The sequence below is a fragment of the Paenibacillus phoenicis genome, from assembly GCF_034718895.1.
Lineage (GTDB): Bacteria > Bacillota > Bacilli > Paenibacillales > Paenibacillaceae > Fontibacillus > Fontibacillus phoenicis.
This window is the reverse complement of the sequence record NZ_JAYERP010000001.1, coordinates 1,926,677-1,949,553: the sequence shown is the minus strand read 5'-3', so window position 1 is coordinate 1,949,553 and position 22,877 is coordinate 1,926,677. Positions and strand designations below refer to the sequence as shown.

The 22,877-nt window shown below is 50.7% G+C and carries 30 protein-coding genes, 1 tRNA gene and 1 pseudogene; 18 read left to right on the top strand and 14 right to left on the bottom strand.

Going from position 1 to position 22,877, the window contains the following annotated elements; translation table 11 throughout:
* Positions 1-103: 103 nt before the first annotated feature.
* The 3 genes from U9M73_RS09260 to U9M73_RS09250 are packed head-to-tail and all read left to right on the top strand — an operon-like array spanning position 104 to position 1,789.
* A complete protein-coding gene (locus U9M73_RS09260; protein ID WP_323076941.1) occupies positions 104-1,021 on the top strand; it encodes a ComEC/Rec2 family competence protein in 918 nt (305 codons plus the stop codon).
* On the top strand, positions 1,018-1,236 hold the full coding sequence (locus U9M73_RS09255; RefSeq protein WP_260071952.1) for a DUF3006 domain-containing protein: 219 nt from the start codon (positions 1,018-1,020) through the stop codon (positions 1,234-1,236). Before U9M73_RS09260 ends, U9M73_RS09255 begins: the two co-directional genes overlap by 4 nt.
* A 34-nt stretch (positions 1,237-1,270) precedes the next feature.
* Complete coding sequence (locus U9M73_RS09250; protein WP_323076937.1) at positions 1,271-1,789, top strand: DinB family protein; 519 nt, start codon at positions 1,271-1,273, stop codon at positions 1,787-1,789.
* Positions 1,790-1,868: 79 nt separating this feature from the next.
* Here U9M73_RS09250 and manA read toward each other — a convergent pair whose 3' ends face one another.
* On the bottom strand, positions 1,869-2,816 hold the full coding sequence (gene manA / locus U9M73_RS09245; protein ID WP_323076935.1) for a mannose-6-phosphate isomerase, class I: 948 nt from the start codon (positions 2,814-2,816) through the stop codon (positions 1,869-1,871).
* A gap of 29 nt (positions 2,817-2,845) precedes the next feature.
* Positions 2,846-3,760, bottom strand: coding sequence for an ROK family protein (locus tag U9M73_RS09240; RefSeq protein ID WP_009225659.1), 915 nt, complete (start codon positions 3,758-3,760; stop codon positions 2,846-2,848).
* A gap of 113 nt (positions 3,761-3,873) precedes the next feature.
* Here U9M73_RS09240 and U9M73_RS09235 point away from each other — a divergent pair, with 113 nt between their 5' ends.
* Positions 3,874-4,899 carry a LacI family DNA-binding transcriptional regulator gene (locus U9M73_RS09235; RefSeq protein WP_036645650.1) on the top strand — a complete coding sequence of 342 codons (1,026 nt, stop codon included), beginning with the start codon at positions 3,874-3,876 and terminating at the stop codon, positions 4,897-4,899.
* A 101-nt stretch (positions 4,900-5,000) separates the two neighbouring features.
* On the opposite strand, the gene U9M73_RS09230 is transcribed toward U9M73_RS09235, so the two are convergent.
* The gene (locus U9M73_RS09230; RefSeq protein WP_036645681.1) at positions 5,001-5,618 is read right to left on the bottom strand and encodes a superoxide dismutase; all 618 of its coding nucleotides are present in this window, start codon (positions 5,616-5,618) and stop codon (positions 5,001-5,003) included.
* Positions 5,619-5,815: 197 nt separating this feature from the next.
* Here U9M73_RS09230 and U9M73_RS09225 point away from each other — a divergent pair, with 197 nt between their 5' ends.
* Complete coding sequence (locus U9M73_RS09225; RefSeq protein WP_009225662.1) at positions 5,816-6,067, top strand: YuzB family protein; 252 nt, start codon at positions 5,816-5,818, stop codon at positions 6,065-6,067.
* Positions 6,068-6,114: 47 nt separating this feature from the next.
* On the opposite strand, the gene U9M73_RS09220 is transcribed toward U9M73_RS09225, so the two are convergent.
* Positions 6,115-6,750, bottom strand: coding sequence for a helix-turn-helix transcriptional regulator (locus tag U9M73_RS09220; protein ID WP_323076933.1), 636 nt, complete (start codon positions 6,748-6,750; stop codon positions 6,115-6,117).
* 80 nt (positions 6,751-6,830) lie between these two features.
* A pseudogene (locus tag U9M73_RS09215) lies at positions 6,831-6,986 on the bottom strand (oxygen-dependent tRNA uridine(34) hydroxylase TrhO); the annotation flags it as partial.
* Positions 6,987-7,212: 226 nt separating this feature from the next.
* On the opposite strand from U9M73_RS09215, the gene U9M73_RS09210 reads away from it, so the two are divergent.
* On the top strand, positions 7,213-7,821 hold the full coding sequence (locus U9M73_RS09210) for a phosphatase PAP2 family protein (RefSeq protein ID WP_323076931.1): 609 nt from the start codon (positions 7,213-7,215) through the stop codon (positions 7,819-7,821).
* 56 nt (positions 7,822-7,877) lie between these two features.
* On the opposite strand, the gene U9M73_RS09205 is transcribed toward U9M73_RS09210, so the two are convergent.
* The 3 genes from U9M73_RS09205 to U9M73_RS09195 form a co-directional block, all read right to left on the bottom strand.
* A complete protein-coding gene (locus U9M73_RS09205; RefSeq protein ID WP_009227132.1) occupies positions 7,878-8,417 on the bottom strand; it encodes a DoxX family protein in 540 nt (179 codons plus the stop codon).
* A 194-nt stretch (positions 8,418-8,611) separates the two neighbouring features.
* On the bottom strand, positions 8,612-8,800 hold the full coding sequence (locus tag U9M73_RS09200; protein WP_323076930.1) for a hypothetical protein: 189 nt from the start codon (positions 8,798-8,800) through the stop codon (positions 8,612-8,614).
* Positions 8,801-8,825: 25 nt separating this feature from the next.
* Positions 8,826-9,590 (bottom strand): polysaccharide deacetylase family protein, encoded by a 765-nt coding sequence (locus tag U9M73_RS09195; RefSeq protein WP_323076929.1) that lies wholly within the window; start codon positions 9,588-9,590, stop codon positions 8,826-8,828.
* A gap of 296 nt (positions 9,591-9,886) precedes the next feature.
* Between U9M73_RS09195 and U9M73_RS22185 the strand changes: the two genes are divergently transcribed.
* The 3 genes from U9M73_RS22185 (at position 9,887) to U9M73_RS09185 (ending at position 10,903) form a co-directional block, all read left to right on the top strand.
* Positions 9,887-9,970, top strand: coding sequence for a hypothetical protein (locus tag U9M73_RS22185; protein ID WP_407673976.1), 84 nt, complete (start codon positions 9,887-9,889; stop codon positions 9,968-9,970).
* A gap of 64 nt (positions 9,971-10,034) precedes the next feature.
* Entirely contained in the window at positions 10,035-10,727 is a 693-nt protein-coding gene (locus tag U9M73_RS09190) for a metallophosphoesterase family protein (protein WP_323079104.1), read from the top strand.
* Complete coding sequence (locus U9M73_RS09185; protein WP_311202309.1) at positions 10,724-10,903, top strand: hypothetical protein; 180 nt, start codon at positions 10,724-10,726, stop codon at positions 10,901-10,903. Before U9M73_RS09190 ends, U9M73_RS09185 begins: the two co-directional genes overlap by 4 nt.
* Before the next feature lie 432 nt (positions 10,904-11,335).
* Here the strand turns inward: U9M73_RS09185 and U9M73_RS09180 are convergent, their stop codons facing one another.
* Both U9M73_RS09180 and U9M73_RS09175 read right to left on the bottom strand, forming a co-directional pair.
* The gene (locus U9M73_RS09180) at positions 11,336-11,920 is read right to left on the bottom strand and encodes a hypothetical protein (RefSeq protein WP_009227128.1); all 585 of its coding nucleotides are present in this window, start codon (positions 11,918-11,920) and stop codon (positions 11,336-11,338) included.
* Positions 11,921-12,063: 143 nt separating this feature from the next.
* A tRNA-Val gene (locus U9M73_RS09175) sits at positions 12,064-12,136 on the bottom strand.
* Between the two features lie 242 nt (positions 12,137-12,378).
* Between U9M73_RS09175 and U9M73_RS09170 the strand changes: the two genes are divergently transcribed.
* The 3 genes from U9M73_RS09170 (at position 12,379) to U9M73_RS09160 (ending at position 13,661) form a co-directional block, all read left to right on the top strand.
* Positions 12,379-12,660 carry a hypothetical protein gene (locus U9M73_RS09170; protein WP_323076928.1) on the top strand — a complete coding sequence of 94 codons (282 nt, stop codon included), beginning with the start codon at positions 12,379-12,381 and terminating at the stop codon, positions 12,658-12,660.
* A gap of 240 nt (positions 12,661-12,900) precedes the next feature.
* Positions 12,901-13,353: a GNAT family N-acetyltransferase gene (locus U9M73_RS09165; protein ID WP_009227125.1), complete on the top strand. Its 453-nt coding sequence runs from the start codon at positions 12,901-12,903 to the stop codon at positions 13,351-13,353.
* A 68-nt stretch (positions 13,354-13,421) separates the two neighbouring features.
* The gene (locus tag U9M73_RS09160) at positions 13,422-13,661 is read left to right on the top strand and encodes a DUF3892 domain-containing protein (protein WP_323076926.1); all 240 of its coding nucleotides are present in this window, start codon (positions 13,422-13,424) and stop codon (positions 13,659-13,661) included.
* Between the two features lie 66 nt (positions 13,662-13,727).
* Here U9M73_RS09160 and U9M73_RS09155 read toward each other — a convergent pair whose 3' ends face one another.
* Positions 13,728-14,465 (bottom strand): MBL fold metallo-hydrolase, encoded by a 738-nt coding sequence (locus U9M73_RS09155; RefSeq protein WP_323076924.1) that lies wholly within the window; start codon positions 14,463-14,465, stop codon positions 13,728-13,730.
* A gap of 182 nt (positions 14,466-14,647) precedes the next feature.
* Here U9M73_RS09155 and U9M73_RS09150 point away from each other — a divergent pair, with 182 nt between their 5' ends.
* The 4 genes from U9M73_RS09150 (at position 14,648) to U9M73_RS09135 (ending at position 17,508) form a co-directional block, all read left to right on the top strand.
* Entirely contained in the window at positions 14,648-15,202 is a 555-nt protein-coding gene (locus U9M73_RS09150; RefSeq protein WP_009227122.1) for a stalk domain-containing protein, read from the top strand.
* A gap of 136 nt (positions 15,203-15,338) precedes the next feature.
* Entirely contained in the window at positions 15,339-15,662 is a 324-nt protein-coding gene (locus U9M73_RS09145; RefSeq protein WP_009227121.1) for a DUF1292 domain-containing protein, read from the top strand.
* Positions 15,663-16,511: 849 nt separating this feature from the next.
* Positions 16,512-17,213, top strand: coding sequence for a hypothetical protein (locus U9M73_RS09140; RefSeq protein ID WP_323076922.1), 702 nt, complete (start codon positions 16,512-16,514; stop codon positions 17,211-17,213).
* Between the two features lie 4 nt (positions 17,214-17,217).
* Positions 17,218-17,508, top strand: coding sequence for a hypothetical protein (locus tag U9M73_RS09135; protein WP_036645237.1), 291 nt, complete (start codon positions 17,218-17,220; stop codon positions 17,506-17,508).
* A 154-nt stretch (positions 17,509-17,662) separates the two neighbouring features.
* Here U9M73_RS09135 and U9M73_RS22180 read toward each other — a convergent pair whose 3' ends face one another.
* A complete protein-coding gene (locus tag U9M73_RS22180) occupies positions 17,663-18,103 on the bottom strand; it encodes a DDE-type integrase/transposase/recombinase (protein WP_127576356.1) in 441 nt (146 codons plus the stop codon).
* Positions 18,104-18,144: 41 nt separating this feature from the next.
* Positions 18,145-19,620: an aminotransferase class I/II-fold pyridoxal phosphate-dependent enzyme gene (locus U9M73_RS09130; protein WP_323076921.1), complete on the bottom strand. Its 1,476-nt coding sequence runs from the start codon at positions 19,618-19,620 to the stop codon at positions 18,145-18,147.
* Positions 19,621-19,807: 187 nt separating this feature from the next.
* On the opposite strand from U9M73_RS09130, the gene U9M73_RS09125 reads away from it, so the two are divergent.
* A complete protein-coding gene (locus U9M73_RS09125; protein ID WP_009225193.1) occupies positions 19,808-21,073 on the top strand; it encodes an MFS transporter in 1,266 nt (421 codons plus the stop codon).
* Between the two features lie 251 nt (positions 21,074-21,324).
* Here the strand turns inward: U9M73_RS09125 and U9M73_RS09120 are convergent, their stop codons facing one another.
* A complete protein-coding gene (locus tag U9M73_RS09120; RefSeq protein ID WP_323076920.1) occupies positions 21,325-21,948 on the bottom strand; it encodes a YktB family protein in 624 nt (207 codons plus the stop codon).
* Positions 21,949-22,123: 175 nt separating this feature from the next.
* Here U9M73_RS09120 and U9M73_RS09115 point away from each other — a divergent pair, with 175 nt between their 5' ends.
* Positions 22,124-22,720: a hypothetical protein gene (locus tag U9M73_RS09115; RefSeq protein WP_323076918.1), complete on the top strand. Its 597-nt coding sequence runs from the start codon at positions 22,124-22,126 to the stop codon at positions 22,718-22,720.
* Positions 22,721-22,877: the final 157 nt, after the last annotated feature.

Here is a 22,877-nt window from a genome sequence, read left to right as displayed (position 1 = left end):
AGGTGAGCTAATTTTTATTTGCACAATTTACTTAATTTTGATTGATTTTAGGCTGGATCATCCTCTATAATTAGAACAAATGTTCTGGGAAGGATTAACATCAATGATTAGGCAGAAGACATGTTGGGCAGTTGTTGGCGTATTTTTGGTGTGGTTAAGCATACTTCTTACAGGCTGCAGCCCGGCGAACTGGGAAGAAGTCGCGGGACGGCTGGCGGAGAACACCTCCGTTGCTTCCGAAGTGGAAGGAGACGGTCAGCTTCGCGTGATTTTTCTGGATGTGGGACAAGGGGCCTCACAGCTGCTGATCAGCCCTTCCGGGCATACGATGCTGATTGATGCCGGTAACAATGACCGGGAGCAGGCAATGCTGGACTACCTTCGGTCTTATGGAGTGGACCGCTTGGATGTTGTGATTGGGACGCATCCGGATGCGGATCACATCGGCGGGCTGGACCGGGTGATCGATCGTTTGGACATCGGCGAAATCTATATGCCGAGGATCCAGTCCAATACGAAGACGTATGAGTCCCTGCTGAACTCCATTCGGGGCAAAGGGTTGAAGGTGAAGACCGCCAAAGCAGGTCTGGAGCTGGGCTGGGACGAGCAGGTGAAGGTGAGTATGATCGCCCCGGTGACCGTAACCGACGACAATAACAACATGAGCGCCGTTGTGAAGGTGACGTATGGCCGCACTTCTTTTCTGTTAACCGGGGATGCCGAATCGGAAAGCGAGCGGGCAATGCTAGAATCCGGAGTGAATTTGCGCGCCGACGTTCTGCTGGTAGGGCACCATGGCTCGAAATCTTCAACAACGGCCAAGTTTTTGAACGCAGTGAAGCCAAAATACGCGGTGATCCAGGTGGGAGAAAATTCTTACGGACATCCTACAAAGACGATCCTGGATCGGCTGTCCAAGCAGCAGGTAGAGGTCTATCGCAACGATCTTCAAGGTACGGTGGAATTCGCCAGCGACGGCGAGGGCTACCGAATCACGAACGGAAAGGTAGGATGGAGATGAGCCACATCGTGGAAGGCTTTGAGGGCGATTTATGCATCTTGGAATCGGACGGGAAGCTCCGTCATGTCCCGCGTTCCCAGGTGGATCCCAAGGTCAAACCGGGAGATGTCGTGGAATGGAACGGCACGAAATGGGTTCCCAACCTGCGGGAAACGGAAGAGAGAAGCCGTCATATCCGCGCTTTAATGGATGAAGTGTGGGAAGACGAGGAGTAGGGTTGGTTACGTTCATGAAGGAGGAATGTTGGAGATGTTGATTCGACCGCAGACAGGGGAATACGCACCGCATTTTGAACCTTACATTCAGATGGCGCCTGAGGGGGAGTTGGCTCAGTTTCTGGAGGAGCAGCCGAAGCGGCTCCGAGAGAAGTGGGCAGGTATTCGTGAAGAGCAAGCAAACTACCGGTATGCCGAAGGAAAATGGAGCGTTAAGGAAGTCATCGGCCATCTCGCGGATACGGAACGGGTAATGCAATACCGTATGCTGCGGATCGCACGCGGCGATACGACGCCGCTTCCAGGCTTCGACGAGGAATTGTTCGCCCGTCATGCCGGGTTTGACCGTCAGTCGATTGAGGAGATCGTAAAGGGCTTCGAGATCGTAAGGGAATCCACGTTGGCGCTGGTTCGTCAGCTGGATGACGAAGCATGGGCCCACATGGGGAACGTAGCCGATTATCCGGCCACTGCCCGTGCCATCGCCTATAACATCGCCGGGCATGCGGAGCACCATATGCGGATTTTAAACGATCGGTATGTTCATGCTTAATTTAGAAGGAAGCGATAGGTAAAAAGGACGGAAGCCACCATCGTGATCGATGAGCGCTTCCGTCCTTTTTTGCATGAAATTATTCGTGGGACATGATCATTTCGAGCTCCCCGCTTAAGCGGTAAGGGCCAAAGCCCGCTGGCAAGATGAAGTGCTCGCCTTTGACCAGATCGTAGCTTTGTCCGCCTGCCGTCAGCTTCCCGCTGCCGGAAAGCACGCTGAAGATCGTATATTTCTCGTTTGCCGCAACCTCGGTTTCTTCGCCGGAGACGTTCCATTTTTCCACGGTAAAGAAGGAATTGGAGACGAAGGAAGTGACCGTCAGGCCGCCGCGTACCGTGGTTTCATAAGAAATGGGTTCATACGCTTGCGGAACGGTAGTCACGTCGATCGCTTTCTCCAGATGGAGCTCACGGGTGTTACCGTCTTTGTCGCGGCGATCATAGTCGTATACCCGGTAGGTGGTATCCGAGCTCTGTTGCGTTTCGAGCACGACGATCCCTTTACCCAGCGCGTGCAGCGTTCCGCTTGGAACATAGAAGAAGTCACCCGGTTTAACCGGCACTTTCGTCAGGAAGCGATCCCACTCGCCGTTTTCGATCATCGAGACGAGCTCTTCTTTTGTTTTGGCTTCATGTCCGTAAATGATTACAGCACCGGGTTCGGCATCTACGATGTACCAGCATTCGGTTTTGCCCAGCTCCCCGTTCTCGTGTTTGCCGGCGTACTCGTCATCTGGATGCACCTGTACCGACAGGTCGTCGGAGGCGTCGAGAATTTTCGTCAGCAGCGGGAACACCTTGGACGAGGAACGGAACAGCTCCGGATGGGAGGTCCACAATTCCCCCAGCTTCATGCCTTGGTACGGTCCGTTCTTCACTACGCTCTGTCCGTTCGGGTGAGCGGATACGGCCCAGCATTCGCCGGTATGGTCATTCGGGATGTCATAGCCAAACAAATCTCTTAGCTTGGTGCCGCCCCAAATGCGTTCTTGGAAAATCGGCTGCAAAAAAATCGGTTCATTCATCGTTATCGGACTCCTTTTGTCTCTATAGATCAGTATGGAATATGGATTAAGGCAGCGGCGCCGATCAAGCCGGCGTCCTGATGAAGCGCGGCGGGAACGATAGGGGTTTGCCGTCCCGAAGGGTTCAGCGCATACTTGGACACGTAGTCGCGCACCGCGTTAAACAACGGATCGCCAACCTGGGAGACGCCGCCGCCGATGACCAGCTTCTCCGGATCAAACGTATTAATTAAGGTGACACAGCCAACGCCGATATTTTCGAAGACTTTGGCTACAAGCTCCTGAATCACAGGTTGCCCAGCCGCCGCCAAATCAAAAGCTTCTTTAGAAGAAACCTCACGGCCAAGCAGCTCAGAGGCTTGTCTTGCGACCGCGGTGCCGGAGGCGACAAATTCCCAGCAGCCCTTCTGCCCGCACACGCAGGTACCAACGGATGGATCCACGACGATATGGCCGACATCGCCGGCATTCCCGCTTGCTCCAGTGATGAGCTTGCCGTGGGAGTAGATCCCGGCGCCGATGCCCGTGCTGATCGTGATGAATACGAAGTGCTCGGCATCCTTGGCAGCGCCAAGCCATTTTTCCGCAAGGGCCGCAGCGGTAGCGTCGTTCTCCAGCCGAATCGGCAGACTGAAGTAGCGCTTCAGTGAGTCGACGATCGGGAAGTTCCACCAGCCCCGCAAATTCGGCGGTTCGGCGATTTTCCCTTCCTTCGTGTTTAATGGGCCGGGAGCTCCAACGCCGATGCCTAAAAGCTCGGACTCTGCGATGCCTTGGGCGGTGAGGATATCTTGGATTGCAGCGGCCATCCGGTCGACCATCACCTCTGGCCCCACCGTCTGATCGGTTGGCAGCGATACCTTCGTCCGCACTTCACCGTCCGTGCCAATCAACCCGATGGCCGTCTTCGTGCCCCCGATGTCGATACCAATTGCATAACTCAACGTTCATTCCTCCTGTGGAACTGAAGATTCACAACTTGACAAACTTGACAAAATAAATATTTGTAAAGTACCATGTAGGTTAAGTGTAGCACGATTCGAAAGGAATGAAAAGAATGGGCCGTAAAAAGAAAGTCTCGATGCAGGATATCGCTGACCGTCTGCAAATTTCTAAAAATGCGGTGTCATTGGCGCTAATGAACAAAAAGGGCGTCAGCGAGGAGATGCGCCGCCGCGTGCAGGAAACCGCGCGTGAGCTGGGGTACGGACCTTACGCGCACCAAGAGAGCGGACAAGCGAATATTTTGGTGCTCGTTCCTGAACGGATCATGAGCTATCAGGATAATGATCATTTTCAGTTTTTTCACGATATGATTTGGGGATTGGAACGAAGCGCGCGCAAAAAAGGACTCAACGCTGTCATCACCCCGCTTGATCGGGAGATGGAAGCCGCGCGTTTGCTGCCGGGACCGTTCACCGATATTCCGTACCGGGGAGTGATTCTGTTTGGGATTGTGGACCGGGCGTATGCGAAGCGCATTTGGGAGCTGGACACGCCGCTGGTGCTGATGGATTCCTACTACCACGATCTGCCTTGTCCGGCCGTCACCTCGGACAATCAGGAGGGGGCCTATACAGCGGTCTCACACTTAATTGAAGCCGGCCACCGGGACATCGGGTTTATCGGGCCGACGAACCTGTCGACCAGTCATGAGGAGCGCTGGTTTGGGTTTGAGAAAGCGATGAAGGAGCAGGGGTTGATCATTCGGGAGGCGGCCTGCTTGACGACGTCCAAGGGCTATGATTACACCGCGGCAGAAATCGCGAATTTTCTGGATGGGTTAGGGGAGTGGCCGACGGCGTTTTTTTGCGGGAATGATCGTATTGCTTATTTGCTGGCCGGTCTCTTGAAGACGCGAAACAAGCGATTGCCGGAGGATGTCTCCATCGCCGGATTTGACGATTTGCCCTATGTCAACAGCGAGGGTTTAAATGTGACGACGATGCGGGTGGAGAAGGAGCGCATGTGTGATGCCGCAATTAGCTTGCTCCTGTCAGACCTTGGGCGTTCCCGCGAGAAGATTCACTGGCAAATCCCGCCCACGTTGGTTGTCCGGGAGTCTGTTGCTCGGAGAGGATAGGGGCCTAGGCTAGATGAAAAAAAAGGGTGTCCACAGAGCCGGTTCACCGGTCCAGTGGACACCCTTTCGCGTTCGTGCAGGCGTTACGCCAACACGCTGACTTATTTGTTCAGTGCTGCTTCGTAACGTTTCTCAACTGCAGGCCAGTTGATGACGTTAAAGAAAGCGGCGATGTAGTCAGGACGTTTGTTTTGATATTTCAGGTAGTAAGCATGCTCCCATACGTCCAGGCCAAGGATTGGCGTTTTGCCTTCCATCAGCGGGGAGTCTTGGTTCGGCAAGCTGTAAACGGACAATTTGCCGTTAGCATCTACAGCCAGGAACGCCCAACCGCTGCCGAAGCGAGTGGTAGCTGCTTTCGTGAATTCTTCTTTGAATTTGTCAAAGCCGCCCAGCTCGTTGTTGATCGCTTCAGCCAGCTTGCCGGAAGGTTGGCCGCCGCCGTTCGGGCCGATCGTTTCCCAGAACAGGGAGTGGTTCGCATGGCCGCCGCCGTTGTTGCGAACAGCAGTGCGGATGCTTTCAGGAACGCTGTCCAGATCGCTGATCAATTCTTCAACGGATTTGGATTGCAATTCTGGAGCGGATTCCAGAGCTGCGTTCAGGTTCGTTACATACGTATTATGGTGACGATCATGGTGAATCATCATCGTTGTTTCATCGATATGAGGTTCAAGCGCGTTGTTCGGGTAAGGCAATGCAGGTAATTGATGTGCCATTTCTAAATCCATCCTTTCTTCTCCAATATGTAGTAGTAATTCCGACAAAACTAATTATAAATCCGCACTCCGACTTAGTCAACATAGATGTATATTAAGTATGTTAAATCGTTCGCAGCCATTGACAAATCAGTTCGTGAATTTCATAATGAGGGTTCAAGCATCATAAGCCTACAAGTTTGGGGTGAAAAGACGTCATGGGGTTGGGCATCGTTATCGTTGAGGTGTGCGACAGCAACCTGATGAGCGCGCTTGAGCTGGAGAAGCTGGAAGAAGAATACCCCGAAATTGCCGTGATGCGGCAGGACTGTCTTAGTTTATGCGGGTTATGTAAGCTTAGACCGTATGCACTGGTGAACGGCAAACGCGTCTCCGCCAAGACGACGGAGGAGTGTATCCAGCTCGTGAAGCAAGCCATTGAGGACGAGTTAGCCGTCTATGATATATAACCAAAAAAAGCAGCCATGAGGCTGCTTTTTTCTATAGGCGGATCTCCTCAGCGTTCGCGCTGGCGGATCACATACACACATTTTCTCCCTTGTTGGGCCAAGCATTCCGTGCGTTCGACATCGGCATCCAGCAGCGACTCAAACAATTTCAGCTCGCAGTCGCAGGCATGATTGTAGCGGTTCGCGATTTGCGAGATCGGGCAGTTATGCTCCATCAGGACATACTCGCCGTGATCGGTTTCTTGAAGCTCGGTCATATATCCATTGTCGTTTTGAATCTCCGAGAGCGTGCGTACTTTTTCAGTCAGCGATTTCCCTTGCATCTCGGACATATATTTACGGCTCAGCTTCTCCTTACGGCGATCGAACAGGCGGTCTACCATGTCTTCGCCGCTCTCCTCAGCCAGTTCGTCCAGCAGATCCAGCGTAAGCGAATGATATCTCTTGGGAAAAAGCCCCTCAGCCAGCTCGGTTAACCCATACACAGCAGTGGGCCGTCCTGCCGTCTGCCGAATCATTTTCGATTCGATCAGCCCGTCGCGTTCCATCGTGCCGAGATGGCGGCGCACCGCCATTTCCGTGATCTGCAGTTCTGTCGTAAGCTCTTTGGCACTCAGAGGTCCGGCGGTTTTCATTAAATGAAGAATCCGCTCGCGGGTGGAAAGGTCTCTTTTGGCATTCATGCGTGACACTCCCTCTCGGGTGATAAGTTCCGGCGGTCTTAGCTTTGCGGGACGACGAGAGCGGCTTCCCGGCACGCCTCCGAACAGAAGCCGTGATGTTCTTCGGCGGCGATCAGGATGCGTCCCTTGATCCCCAGCTCTTTGCAGTATTGCAGATGCTCGGCAGTGAAGGCGGCAGGATCCTCGATCCGGACAAATTTATAAAATAATAATACGTGATAAGCGTATTGTTCCATTATTTGAATCACCTATCTATTCTATGATGAATTCTACTGCATTGTAGTCCAAGGCTCTCGACTTAGTCAATATATAAGTATAGTAAGTATATTAATGCGGGTCTAGCGGATATTCTTTCCTTGCGAAGCCGTGGAAGCATGAAATTGGAAATAAGGGTTGCCGGGACCTCCGGTTCCCAGTACAATGATCTGGTTCAGGTGAATGCAGGTGAGAGGGGAACTTTTGATGAAAAAATGGCTTTTGCCAGTCCTGCTTGCTGCCTTGTTTGTGGTGCTGGGCGGGCTGCTACATACGGAGGGATTGCGTTCGATTGACCGCAGTATCGGGGACTTTTTCTATGGGCTGCGCAATGACAGCATCACTCCGGCGGTCAAAGCGATCTCCGAGTTGGGAACAACCACCGGTTTTGTTGTGGTGCTGGGGATTGCCCTCATTTGGACATTGCTGGTTCTGCGGAACGGACGTTATGCCCTTTGGCTGACGATCAGCCTGGCAGGCGGGTGGCTGCTTAACAAAGTGTTGAAAGCTCTATACACTCGTGAACGTCCTGACATGTGGGACAGCCTCGTTGTACCGGACGGGTACAGCTTTCCCAGCGGAAATGCGATGATCTCCGCCGCTTTCTTCGGGGTGATCGCGTTGCTGCTGCTTCGTTCCGGTAGGGTGGGGAATCGCATTTGGGCGGTGGTGGTGCTGCTGATCATTTTGCTGATTGGGGTCAGCCGCTTGTACTTGGGCGTGCATTATGCCAGTGACATTGTTGGCGGCTTTCTCGCGGGTGCGGTGATCGCCGAGCTGTGTGCTTGGGGCGCCGTGGGCCGAAACAGAATATAATGAATAAAGAAGAAAGCCCGCCGGATGGCGGGCTTTCTTCTTTATATGTGCGGCGCTTACGCCGTGTGTTTAACGTTCAGCGGTTGCTTAGGCGTCGGGGCTTGCGTTCCGGCATCGCCTTTTTTGTGGAACAACTTGCGGAGGTAAGGCATCACGTAGTAGTCGAGGCCGATTTTACCAGCGTTAGCTGCAGCGACGAGAATCAGTACTTCAAGGATCAACATTTGCGCGTTGGTGCTTACCGTACCCGAGAAGAGGAACGCGGCGTTCATCACGAAGCCCATCAGTGCAGCGAAGGTGGTGAAGGTACCGAGGATCAGCCCCAGGCCAACCAGGAATTCGCCGTAAGGCACCAGGAAGTTAAAGAGTCCGACATTCGGCAAGGCAAAGTGTTCCAGGAAGGCTGCCCACCAGCCTTGTACGGCCGGATGGTCGCCAGTGCTGTTCGCGATCGCTCCGGTCAGGAAGCCTGCGGCATCGAAGCCGCCGGTGATTTTATGATAGCCGGCTTCGATCCATTGGTAGCCCAGGTAGACGCGGATAACGGTCAGGAGCCACATCGCCACTTTGTTTGTTCTCAGGAAATTGTTAAACATAAGAACCACTCCTCTTATTTATCGTTGGTTTTTTGTTTTTCGGATGATCATCTTTGATGTCTTTATTATATGTGATTTATTTCACTATATATGTGATTTAAATCACAAATATCAAAAATTGAGAAAATAAATTTTAATATAAAACAGCAAGGCGGGCTGAAGCCCCGTCTTGCTGCATGTTTGGTGGATTTCACTTATTTGGCTTGATCCTTGCTCTGATTCTTTTCTTCCGCCTCACCCGTAAAGGTTTCCGTCCATTCCTCCATCATCTCGCCAACCAAATCTTCGAGCTTCTCGGTGGCCGAGGTAGGGTGTTTCGGAACGGGAATCGGATCCACGCCGGAGCCTTCCCCAGAAGGCAGGGTATTCTGCTCCTTATCCATCTGTGTTGCTCCTTTCCAATGAAGTCTAGTGGTCAACCTTAATATGATGATCCGGCGTAACTTTATGCGTCAGCAGTTCGGATACGGTGACGAAGCGATAACCCCGGCTTTGCAGTTCCGGCAAAATGACCTTTAACGCTTCGATCGTCTGCGTGCTGTTATACACGTAATCATGCATCAGGATAATATCACCGTTGCGGGCGTTGTCCAGCACCTTGCGCACGATTCTGCGTACGCCGGGTGACGTCCAGTCCTTCGTATCCTGATGCCAGGACCAGAGGATCATCTGCAGGTTGTTATGTTTGGTTAGCTCGACAATGGCATCATTATAATATCCGCCCGGGGGGCGGAAGAGGACCGGTTTACGTCCGGTGGTCTCGAATACGGCTTCCTGGGTCATGGCCATTTCTTCCTTCAAGGCCGGTAGCGCCAGCCGATGAAAGGAAGGATGGTGATAGGAATGGTTGCCGATTTCATGGCCCGCGGCTTGTTCCATTTTGACGATTTCGGGGAATCGATTCACCCGGTCGCCCACAACAAAGAAGGTCGCCTTCGCATGATACTTCTCTAGAAGCTCGAGAATTTTCGGAGTTTGCTGCTCATCCGGTCCGTCATCAAAGGTTAAGGCGATGTATTTTTCTTGCGTCGGCACTTCCCACACAATGTCCCCGCGTTCCTCATAATAGCTTCTTTGCTTGCCATGAACCGGGGAGGATGCCTCTGTTGCAGGGGCGAGCAGCGCAGCGGCAAGGGCGATGGTGAGCGCTGCTCCCAGTTTGATTTTGACCATCGGTTCTACGTGCCTCCATCAACTATACTTGAGCGCTTGTCCGTCCGGGGAAACTCGCAGCTTCCTGTCGGCGCTGTCCGTTTAGTTTGGCTGGTTGGCGGTGCTTTTATCCATGGAAGGGTGAACCTTGAGCTTGTGCAAATCCTCCAGGCACCGTTTGCGTTCCTCTTCGGGAGTTTCCAGCTCGTTTCGAACGCACGGCATAGCTCATGTTGCTTTTGCTCTTACGGCCGATCCTCGAAAACAGGATGTCGTAGTATATTAAGGTAAGTACCGTTTATGCGGTATGGTTAGGGGTGGACATCGTGCTGATTTCTTTGGCGGGAGTCATCCTGTCCCAGAGAAATTGTCGCTATCTTCGATCCTGTGGATTGGCGTGATTGTCCTCGGTGTTGTCGGATTGAATATGAGTGGTAAGGGAGGCTAAGGGAATGGTTGATCGCAATGAGCAGCAGGCAGGGGAAGGACGGCGGGACGAGGAGCTTTTGCTTTCGTTTCAGGGTTATTACCGACACGCATGTTCGAGCAGATGAGCAGCATACGCATAACGTCAACTTGGAGCGGGCGCTGCAAGATATCGCGGCAAATGGCACGGGAAGCGTTGGCATCATGCATGCGGGAGACGTGACGGATCACGGATTTCCGGATGAATACGAAGCGTGGAACCGAAATTGGCATCGGTTTGGCGGAGCAGTGCCTCCGCTATATGTGACGATGGGCAACCATGATGTCGCATTGGAGAACTGGGAGGCGCGTTTGGGACAATTTTTGCGCGGTACCGGGGCGGAGGGCATTTATCATGATCATTGGATTGATGGGTATCATTTTATTTTTCTTGGAACGGAAGAAGGGCTGGAGTTGTTTAGCTCGTTGTCGGAGAAGCAGCTGGCTTGGCTCGATGACAAGTTAGGGGAAAACGCTGCGGCAGACCGCCCGGTTTTCGTCTTCCTGCATCAGCCGCTGCTTAACACGGTCGCCGGCTCCTACGAAGCGCAGCGCTGGTACGGCGTTGTGCAGGATGCGGATCTCCGTGCCGTGCTGGCCCGTCACCCGCAGGCGATTCTCTTTACGGGGCATACCCATTGGGAGTTGGATGCCTCTCACACTTCTTATGGTGTGGAGGGCGAGGGCCGGTGATGTTCAATGCCGCTTCGGTCGCCGACCTGTGGACCGACGAAGACGAACACAAGGACGGCAGCCAAGGCTTCTACGTCGAAGTTTATCGCGACCATGTCCTCGTACGCGGTCGGGACTTTACCCGCGGCGAATGGATGGAGTCCGCACAGTTTCGGGTGGAGTATCCGCGGGGGTAGCAGGTGATTGGAAATCGGGTGGACGTATGGTGAACAGTAACATACTTTAACGAGAACGCGCACCTTTAGGGGCGGGTGTTTTTTGTGCGGTGCTATGGCGCGACGGAACAAAGGCAAGAAGCAAGAGGCCGTTTGCTGCTTGCGGATATTTGATAGCTGGTAGATGCTAGCTGTTTGATGTTGGCTGGTAGATGGTAGAAGGTAGCGTGTTTGCGGTTTGCTGATAGCTGCTAGCTGGCATCTCGGCTGCGCTAACGGACACCAGAGCCGTTATTTGGGTTCGGACGCAAGCCTACCCGTTTTAACGGACCTCAGAGACCTTATTCGGGTCTGTTGCGTTGAATCGATGAGTATTTTTGCCCAATAAGGTCACTTGAGTCCGTTAGCTCGGGAAATCTCCGGGAAATGAACAAATAAGGTCGGTACGGTCCGTTAGAGGTGGGGAGGTTGGACAATAGAGTTAGCAATCTGAACGAGTTCAGAAATACTGTACAAAGGAACAAAGTTACCATCTTCCACCTTGTTCGATCCTAAGGCATAGGTTAATCCTTGCTTTCTCCAATAGAGCCCGCTTAAGCTTGGTGTGCTTTGGATCCAGGTTTGTGTGCCATCACTTAATTTTGGCCCCTTTTTACCATCCGGTTTGGACTTTACCTGCGAATTTGAAACAGCCAGTATCAGTTGCTCTCCTCGCTCTTCATTAGCAAAGGTCAATTGGATCAAGTCAAAGTTAGCTGGGACGATATCGGCAGACTGATGGGTAATCGGAAAAGGAACTTTTGGAATAGAAACCTCAAATGGCACTTCATTCAAGGTATCTTCAAAAGATTTGCAACACTCTGAGCCTGGGTCCCATACGGCTACACCATCTCTTATGGATAAGCCTGGCGAAGTCCCGGGAGTTTGCTCGACATCCTCAGCAATGGGTGAGATATCATTGTTCTTTGCCCCAGTTCCGCAACCGCCAGCTAGCATCAGAAGAACAACGATCAAACAAACGTACATGATTTTTTTCAAAAGGACCACCCCTTTGGCTATTCCCTATTATACAGTAAATACCAGTTATATACTATATTATCTTCGAATCGGAGGCCATCTTAATCTGACAAAAGAGAAAATAAAAAATCCCTTAAAGCTTATGCTTTAAGGGATTTTCTCTATGATCTGCAGTGGGCTCGAACCACTGACCCCCACCCTGTCAAGATGGTGCTCTCCCAGCTGAGCTAGCAGATCAAACTTATAGTGAAGACAAAAATTATCTTATCAGGCGGTGGGGTTCTTGTCAACACTTTCCTAGAGTATAAGGTGTCTGTCCTCTGTCAACAATGGTGGAGGAATGCGTGTCCGAGTGGTAAGGCGCATGACGTCACGACGCTGCATTTCATTCAAGACGCGCATACAGTCAGCACTGCATACATCCATGACACGCATATATCAGACAGACAGGCACCACGTAACGAAAGGAAGAAGTGAACATGCGTTGGAACCACCATCACCGCCATATTGGCCTTAACCATCATAACAACAGCAATGATCAAATCTCGTCGCCGAAGAGCGAGACGAAACGGCCGCGGTCCCTTTGGGTTGCCGTCGCGGGGGCCGTCTTGCTGCTGGCCCTGACCAGCGCCTGCCGCATGGCGCCAAACGCGGAGACCCTAAGCCGGCAGGCCGGCGCATTCCCTTGGCCGTTTGGGCCATCCGTGTCGGACGGCGTGTATTCGCCTACGATTGTAGAGGATGTGTATTCCACGGAATAAATGCTTTAGTCTTCCTCGTCCCATTTGCGGGAGTAGCCTTTCTTCGTCGTGTAAAACATGGAGGCAATCAGCAAAACCGCGATGACGACCGCAGCGGCGATTGTTACGCCCATGACCATACCCCTAAGCCAGCTCCTTTCCATCGATGTCCATGAGACAACTATACATGAAAATGATTTTTTTGTATAATGATGCAGTTTAGATGATCCAACAGACAAGCAATGGTGGGAGGGGAACGAAGTGTCGGCTGCAACAATCATTCATGTCGATCATGAGGAGCAATTACAGAAATGCCTGGACATCCGCAAAGAGGTGTTCGTCGAGGAACAGAAGGTCCCCGTTGAATTGGAAATTGATGAGTATGACCAGATTGGCCCGGATGTACATCATGTGCTGATCGAATTGGAAGGGGACTATGTTGCGACAGGCAGATTGATTTACTATAAAGACAATGCCGCCAAAATGCAGCGGATCGCCGTACGTGAGCCGTACCGCTCGAAAGGCGTAGGCAAAATCCTGCTGCTCGCCTTAGAGGAGCTGGCACGGGAGCTCGGTCTCACGAAGTCGGTGCTGGATGCTCAATGCCATGCCGAAGGGTTCTATGCTAAACTCGGCTATGAGACAATCTCGACTGAACCGTTTGATGACGCCGGTATTCCGCACGTCCGGATGGTCAAGTCGTTAAAATCGTAAAGGTCATAGGTTTGGAGGTTTTGGGGCAAGCTAGATCTAATCTTAATGAAGAGGAGATGAGCTAGCCGATGGCCCTGAATACCAGAGAAACGTTTATTGCCGTGCGGAAGAACGGTGACGGGAATTTGGTCGCGTTCAAGACGTCCAGCGGCCGCGTGCTGGATTACCAGCAAGCCCTGCAGGAAGTGAAGGCAGGTGCGATCGCCGGCGTCAATGTGTTTAAGGGACGGGACGGAGAGATGTATATCCGCGGCGATGCTGATGGAGATCCGTCCAACAACTTGGATAACTTGCCTAGCTTCGAATAACGTTGATCCATATCCTATATTTAGAAAAAGAACCCTGCAGGTAAGCATACCCGCAGGGTTGTTTTGTTACAGCGTATAGACTTCGTGCTGACGCAGAAAGTCCATGTTCCCCGTAGCGCCTCGGAAGGATTCCATATCATCGCTATAATGCATCAGCAGGATTTGGCTTTGGATCTCGGTTGGCAGGGACAATAACTCCTGCAGCGTCGTATGAACTTCACCTTTCCCGGTAAGTTGGACCTCGTGAAAAATTCGGCGGCACCCCCGCTCACGAACAAGCCTCATTAAGAGCTCCGGCTCGAACGTCATATCCGCACTGTAAAAAATCTCCTCATTGATATAAAGCGAATAGCTGGGTTTACCCGGGATATGCGGCGTTCGGATGAGCTCCACTTTTAACTCAGGGGCAAGCTGTGCAGGCTCGCTTTCCTTTAATAGACGCACGTCAAACACGTCGTTTAGCGAGTGGATTACACCGTCTTGGCTTAACCCGCCTTTCAGCGTATTTTCCCATAGCGGCTCCACCAAATTTTCAGCAATATACAGGATGGGTTTCCGTCCAGAACCAAATTTCCGGCGAAAAGCCAGCTCTTCCAAGCCTCCAACATGATCGCCATGGATATGGGTAATCAGCACGGCATCGATCTCCTCCACCGACTTGCCGATCGTGTGCAGCGCCAGGGGGGCGGTGATTCCGCAATCGATGAGCAGGGTGAAGTCACCGGCATAGAGGAGCGCGTTGTTATTAAAATATTTTTTGGCAAACGCTCCGCCCGTCCCCAGCATTTGTAGTCGTAAAGCCATCAGGCATTCCCCCTTAGGTCAAGTATGGATCACCTCTTTAACTGTACACAATTTCCAGCCGAAACAAAAGGTTAGGCTCGCTCTATAAAAAAATGCCGTCATTTCCCATCAACACCGCAACTTGACCGGAACCAGCGAGTATAACTATACATCAACAGGAATCAAATGGAGGGTCAACATTCATGAAATGGAGAAGAGTTGCATTACTGGTGGTGGCATTCTCTCTTATGGGAGGTTCCCTGCTCTTTGCCGACGCCGCGAGCACCAAGGTGAAGCTGATGCTGAACGGCCGCGAGCTGGAAGACGGCGGATATATTATAGACGGCAAAACCTATGTACCCGTACGCAATCTCGAAGGTTTAGTTGAATTTAATGACAGCACCAAAACGGTGAATTATTATAAACCCAATGTCCATATGTTTCTATTCGCGGATGACAATGTGTTTGGCGATGTGAAGAAGACGGGGAAGCTGAAGTTTAACGTTTTCTCTCAAATTGATAATTTACGCACGAACATCTCGGCAGTGCGGGTGTCCATCACGGCCCCGGACGGGACGTCCAAGGAGATCCAGACGGATGAAATCAAAGAGCAGCGCGATAACTTCTGGTTCCGGACCAAGGACTACACGTATGATTTCAAGACATCGGGCCGCTACATCGTAGGGTTCTACATGAAACCGTCTAACGGATCAGATTTCGTGCTCGTTGCGGAGAAAAGCATTAACGTTCTGAAATAACCGCACAACCGAGCACAACACGGGCATCCGCTCACGAAAATTGACCTGTCCCCACCAAAAGTGTTACGATACGGGAGGAACGAAGCGGGAGACCCTTCTTCAGTCCATTAAAACATACTTAAAGTGAGGTAATTTCATGAGCGACCACAATCACGAACACGGCGAAGCATGCGGCTGCGGCCACGATCATGACCATGATCATGAGCATGAAGAGTTTGTGTTGACGCTGACCGACGAAGAAGGGAACGACGTAGAGATGGTTCTTGTCGAGACGTTCGACGTTGGCGAGAAAGTGTACGCATTGCTGCTCGAGCGCAACAATCCGGAAGCGGACGGCATCATTCTCCGCATGGAAGAAGAGAACGAAGAAATGGTGCTTTACAATATCGAAGACGAACAGGAATGGAAACAGGTAGAAGAAGCTTACAACGAGCTTGTCGCCCAAATGGATGAAGCCTAATTTGCGGCGGATCACCTGGTATAGAAGCTAAGAGCTCCCCGGAAGCGGGGGGCTTTTTGTATAGTTCTAGGTTGATGAGTTTTTACGACACCTTTGAAGCAAAAAACTACCCACTTATGCGGGAGAGAGATCTGGGGATTGTGAAAAACAAGATCATTGAGATGTTCGGGCTGCGTTCAAAACCCGAAGTATAGACGAAAAGAGATCATGATCAAGTGAAGGGAGACGATCGAAATTTTGAAGGGGTTATGAAAATCAAAGGAGTGGAGATTATATAGAGTCACTTGATGCAAGGGTAGAGTTTAGATGCAGTTTGGTAACAGAAGGTTTTACCCCAAGAGCACATACCACTTTGATCAAAAAAGAACAAAAAATTAAAATAATTATTCCAATATTTCCAAATTTAAGGTATAGTAAAATTACCATATATTAGGTCATCCCATTATATATGGATATAAATTAGGGAGGTATTATTATGAGGAAAAGTAGGCACGTTATTATCCCGCTTGTATTTGTTCTTTTTTCGTTTCTTCATTTTCCGGCGTTCATGCCGAATCAACAGAAGAGAAGAAACACATTACTACTGAAGCATTTGTTATTGATACCTACTCAGAGGATCCAAATGAATTTCATATTTATGAAAAGACTGGATATAAGAGGGTCGAATCCATAACAGAAATAACGAATTCAGTAAATTTTATTAGTACAAAAATTTCAGCGGTTGAAGATTATTATGATGTAAATGATAACTACCAATATAGTTTAATATTAAAACAAGAATTTTCTAATGACTATCGGACAGGGCTTGCAGAACAGAAGACAGGAGAACTGAGATTTAACAAAAATGAATTGACAACTATTTCAGTAAATCGAACTAGGGATAAATCACAGAACGGCCCCATTGAAATTAACTCAACTGAAGCTCTAGCAATAGAAAAGAATATTGAAGAAAAAAGTAAATTGTTAGTAGATGTGAAATATGAGCAAGTTCAGGGTTTTACAAGGCAACAATTTTTAGATTTGAAAATGAAAATTGATAAGTTAAAAAATGAAATGAAGATTCAAGCATTAGACAGAGCAGGCGCATATGACAATTACTACAACTACGAGTTCACTAATGGTAATTTTGTAGCACAAGCTTTGTCTGCACAAAGTCAAAAGTACATTAAATATGTAGGTACGACTATAGGAGATAGCAAAAACGCCTCTGCTTTCAATACTTTTCGATCATACATTGATGATTACGAAACAAATGTAGTTGATTATATGGAATCAAATACTTTTTATGAGGTATTAGGCTGGGCCTCGGCATTATCCTCTTTCGTGTTGCTAGTAGTTGGTTGGGGAACAGGTCCGGCAGGGTGGATTACAATCGTCCTCAATTATGGTGGAGCATTATCTCTATTTGCAGGGTTAACTTCAACAGCATATGGTACTTATTCGAGATTACAGTATAGCAAAAATGCAGCAACCAGTTTAGAAAATGCTCGCAATCAAATGTACTATAACAATTGGGGAAATATCAGTATGTCAGTTGTTAATGGAGTTTAATTTTATGCAGCGACTTCTATTTTGCTTATTGGCATTTCCGATTTTACTTGCAGGTTGTTCAAATACCATCACACTAGAAACAGCTAATGATATAGCCCTCAATGAATTTCAAGAGAAATATACTGTTTTAGAAACAGAATATTTTGTAGAAACAAATGAAGTTTATACTGTTACTGAGGAAGGTAAACATATACGATGCTACAAAGTAATCTTTTTTGATCAAGCATCTGTGCCGATAGCTACTTTTTTAATATCAAAAAAGGACGGTAAAATAGTTAAACAATATAGTAGATAGTAAAAAATAATTTATTGAGAATGAGCGCTTTGTATGCTCTCTTAGGCCAGCCAGGAATCTGAAGTGCTCCCTGTCAAGTAGACAGACTAAAAAACAAAATCATCAGTATTCAATATCCCCTCGGTTATCAAGACTGAGGGGATTATTTTCTTAGTTAAGCTGCTCGTCGATATTCGTTAGGGGATAAGCCGTATAGTCGTTCGGTGCATCGAAAATTATTGTAATAATGGATATAAGTTCTTACACTACGAAGGAGACTGTTATACGTATCGTACTTTTCCAGATAAAAGCTTTCTGCTTTAAAAGTACCCCAGAATCGTTCAATGGGTTGGTTGTCCAAACATCGACTTACACGGGACATACTTGTTGTAAACTTGTATCTCTTTTGAAGTTGTTTGTATTCCAGCGAAGTATATTGAAAGCCGCGATCACTGTGCAAGAGCGGCATAGCATTCGGGTTTCTTTTAAAAGCTTTCTTTACCGTATTCATAACAAGCTTATTGTTATTGGAATGGCTGAGCACCCATGAAACAACAGAGTTGTCATATCCGTCAACAATGGCACTCAAATAGGCCTTGCGGCCATTTCCGTACATTGGGTAAGGATGGGGATAGTCCCCATCCTACTCGATTTGGACTAAAAAATCGGATCCGCTTCAACAATCACCTTAACCTTGTCGATATACCGATCCTCCGGCCCTTTCACCGGCAAGCCGACCTCGACATGATCGAGGATGTAGTCGATGTTGTCCTGGGAAATGACCTCACCCGGAAGCAAAATCGGAATCCCCGGCGGGTACACATAAATAAATTCGGCAATGATCCGGCCAGCCGATTCCTTAAACGGAATGACCTCGGTATCCGCATAGAACGCATCCCGCGGGATCAACGACAAATGCGGGATTTCCGGGACCTTGACGATCAGCTCATTTGCGTTATTTTCCTTATAATAGGTTTTAGACAGCTCCCGCAGCGCGGTCAGCAAAATATCGGCCGTCTCCTGTGTATCCCCTGGGGTAATCAGGCACAGGATGTTGTACATGTCGCTAAGCTCCACTTCGATGTTGTAGTGCTTGCGCAGCCAGTTTTCCGTCTCATAGCCGGTAATCCCCAAGTGGCGGACGTGGATCGTCAGTTTGGTCGGATCATGATCATAAGTTGCTTCTCCGCCTAAAATCTCCCGCCCGAAGCAGTACAAGCCTTCGATTTGGTTAATTTCCGACCGGACATATTCGGCCAGCTCCATCGCCCGTTCAGCCATTTCCCGTCCGTGCAGCGCCAAATTGCGGCGCGCTGTATCCAGGGAAGCCAACAGCAGATAGGAAGTGGACGTCGTTGTCAACATACTGATGATCGTTTGCACGCGCTGCGGATTCACGTACCCGTTCTTCGTGTTCAGGTTCAGAATCGAGCTTTGCGTCATCGAGCCGCCCAGCTTGTGTACGCTGGTCGCTGCCATATCGGCGCCCGCTTGCATTGCGGACATCGGCAGCTTCTCATGGAAATGAATATGCACCCCATGCGCTTCATCCACCAGCACCGGTACATGGAAGCTATGGGCTAAATCGACGATTTCCTTCAGGTTGGCGCAAACGCCAAAATACGTCGGGTTGATTACCACCACCGCCTTGGCGTCGGGATGACGCTGCAGCGCGCGGCGGACCGAGGACGTTGTGATCCCGTGGTCGATACCCAAATTCGGGTCTTGCGCCGGCGAGACAAACACCGGCTTCGCTCCGGCGAATATAATGGCCGACATCACGGATTTATGGATATTTCTCGGGACGATAATTTTATCTCCCGGAGAGCAAACAGATAGAATCATGGTCATGATGGCTCCGCTGGTCCCTTGTACCGAGAAGAAGGTGTAGTCCGCGCCAAAGGCGTCGGCGGCCAGCTTCTGCGCCTCTTGAATGACGCCTGTTGGCTGGTGCAAGTCATCTAGCGGGGCGATGTTGATCAAGTCGATAGACAAGGCGTTATCGCCGATGAACTCTCGGAATTCTTTATCGGTGCCGAGCCCTTTCTTGTGCCCAGGAATGTGAAACTGAACGGGATTGCCGGCCGCATGCTTTTTGAGAGCAGTGAAGAGCGGCGTGCTTTGATGATCCATACGGGCCATCCCTGCCTTTCATCTACATAATTTTCAAACAAGCTTGAGTATAGCAAAATGCGTCTGGAATGCAAGCAAAACCCGCTGGTTTTTACGCAATATTGACGGAACATGGGTTAATTTGCCGACAAAAAAGGACAAAATGTAAGAGAACCGGTGATCGGAAACCAGGAGAGGGGGCTTTTTCGTGGAACTGACAAGCGGCATCGCAAGGAAAAAACTGCTGAATCCCACGTTCGCCAGCCTGTGGCTTATCATGTTTTTGGTGGAGTTCGTCAAGGGGGCGCTCATCGTATCCATCCTGCCGGTCTATATGGGGGATGTGCTGAAGCTAAGCGCGTTTGCGATCGGGTTGTCTTTTTCGATGCAGTATATCGGGGATAATCTATTTCGCAGCCCGGCAGGCTGGCTGATCGAACGGATCGGCTTTCGCCGGACGATGAGCTTGGGTTTGTTCATCACCCTAGGCGCTGTAGCGATGATCGCGTTCCTTCCCTCCATGGGGTTTCTCGTGCTTGGCTGCGCGCTCCTCGGCATCGGGACTGCGCCGCTCTGGCCCTGCGTCTTGATGGGCATCACTGCGGTCACGGAGGAGAATAACAACTTCGCGACGGCGATGGGCGTCATCCAAATTTCCAGCCTTGGTGGAACCGGGTTGGGGCCTGTTCTGATCAACTTTTTCTTAAATGATTCGTATCAGCCGATCTTTTGGTTCCTGCTCGGATGCCTGGCGCTGGTCTTGCTGGTGTCGTTGATGTTGCCGGGAAAATCGGGCGGCTCCACCGCCGCGGGCACGGCCAAAGCTGCCGTCCCCGGCCATTCCCCCTCCGCCAAGATCGGAGGGATGTGGCGTCAACTGCGTGCTTCGATTCACCATATCCGCACGCATTTACACGTCAGTCCGCTGTTATACCCGGCGCTGTTCCTGCAATCATTCGCCGTCGGTCTGCTGACGCCGGTCATCACGCTGTACGTCCGGACGGAGCTGGGCTTGTCGCCGGAGACGTTCAGCGCCATGCTGGTCATCGGCGGCGGGATTACCGTCCTGGGGTTGATCCCCGTGGGCAAGCTGGTCGACAAGATGGGGACGCGTTGGTTTCTGCATATCGGCTTCGCCCTGGCGGCGCTCTCGATCGGCCTGTTTGCGATGACGCGGGAGGTCGCCCTGGTCTGGTCGTTCGTGATCCTAATTGGATGCAGCTATGCGTTAATCCTCCCGACATGGAATACGATGATCGCGCAAATGATCCCAAGCGGGGAAAAAGGGACGATCTGGGGCCTGTTTCTGACGATCCAGGGCTCCGGCATGGTTGTCGGGCCGATCATCTCCGGTAAAATGTGGGACCTGCTTGGCCCGGCCGCACCGTTCCTAGCCAGCGCGGTCACGATGGCGCTGCTCTTCTTCCTGCACCTCGGCCTCGTCCGCACGCAAAAAGCCTCCCCCAACCCATAAGGTCAGGGAGGCTTGAAGTGCAAGCCAGAAGGCAGGCCATCCATGTGTGTAACGGACCGTAGTGACCTTATTGGCCGATTTCCCGGTCATTTCCCGCTGTAACGGACACCAGAGGCCTTATCCAGGGACATGGGCAGCCGGATTGCTGCTTATTCCTTGAATAAGGCCTCCTCAGTCCGTTAGCCAACGGGAAGTCGCTTAGGACAGTCATTAGCGTCTCTGGTGTCCGTTAGGTTACTTCTGCTCCAAGCTCAAAACGCGCCTTTATACAAAGGCAACAGCGTTTGGAACGTCTCTTCAACCGTGCGGATCAGCTTGGTTCCGTCGGATACGATCGGGTCGTTCCGCTCCAGCCGCAATCCGCACAGGGCTTCGGACTTCTTGATCGTCTTCAGCTTCTCGGCCCAGGCCTTCAGCTGCTTGGTATCCGCTTCCCGATGCGGTGTGCCGTCCGGGCTCATATGATCCAGGGACCAGTAGAACCCGTCCGGGATCGTCTTCTTAATTTGCGCCGCATGCTTGTCTAAATAATTGGCAAACACGGCCTTATTGGGACTCTCATAAATGACGGCGAAAATGATAAACAGGTGCGTGGAGAACATCCCGACCTGAAAATGCGGCAACGCTTTATACCCGCGCTTGCTGGCCGCCCAGGCGACCCACGTGTCATTCGGCGGGTTCACCGTCCGGCGGGCATGCTTGGCCACATGCGGGAACATCTCTTCTCCGCATAAAGCGGACAGGTAGGGGGCCATCTCCGCACCCAGCGTCTCCAATTTAGGTCTAATGTGACTTATAATCGCTTCCATTCGGGACTCCAGACTCGGGACGGTAAGGGCGTCGAAATCTTGTGTCGTAAATCCTTCAAAGGCCATCGTGCAGTACCTCCAACTTTCGGCATGGATCTGATTAGGTTCGCTGTGCAACGGTACTAGTATATCATATTTTCCGCGGCAACTCCGGCCTGAACGGGGCAAAAATAATCAATAAACCAAGTTCCATTACATAAGATGAAGTATAAGATATGGTAAACCGTTAGGAGGGAGTGCCGTGAACAAAAGTTACGAAGTGGAATACTGCAACCTGGAACTCCGATTCGACCGCCGGCACATACAACAATTGATCCGCGACTTGATCCAAGACGGGTATTCTTTATATTGGAGCGAAAACGAATCGCTCTTCATCATCTCCGTCCGCACCGGACGCAAGCTGACCAAGCTGCGGTTTCAGCGTCTCGCCAAAGGATACAAGCTGGTAGGCGATTATGTCATCCGGGATGTCAAGCTGGCGGAATGGCTGGAGAAGCTGATCGGCGACCTGCGCGGTCATGCGGTGGTCAAACGGATTAGGGATCGTCAGATCTTAGTCGAGAACATTTTATTTGGAGAAGTGATTCGGCTGGTAGAAATTTCGGGGATGGAGCATCGGGTTATTTTTCAAAAAGGGCCCATCGTCGACATGGCGCAAATGGCTGAAGTGTTCGCATCCGAAGCGGCAGAGGAACGGCTGGCACAGCTGCAGAAGGAGCTGGACGCCGAGCTGGAGCGGTTGTTCGAGGCCATCCAACAGGGGGACACCGAAGCCTCGGACGCCTGCAAAGAGCGGCTGCGCAAGCTGAGAATGGAACTAATGCAGCTTGAATGGTAATGATGGAAACGGCTCATCCTAAAGGAGTACCCACAACCTAAAATCGAATGGCAAGCCCTTGGCTCCCACGGCGTTGGGGGTTGTTTTTTGGGCTAACGGCCAGGGTTCACTTCTGTACACAAAAGAGTTAAAATGATAATATTGAAAAAAATAGTGT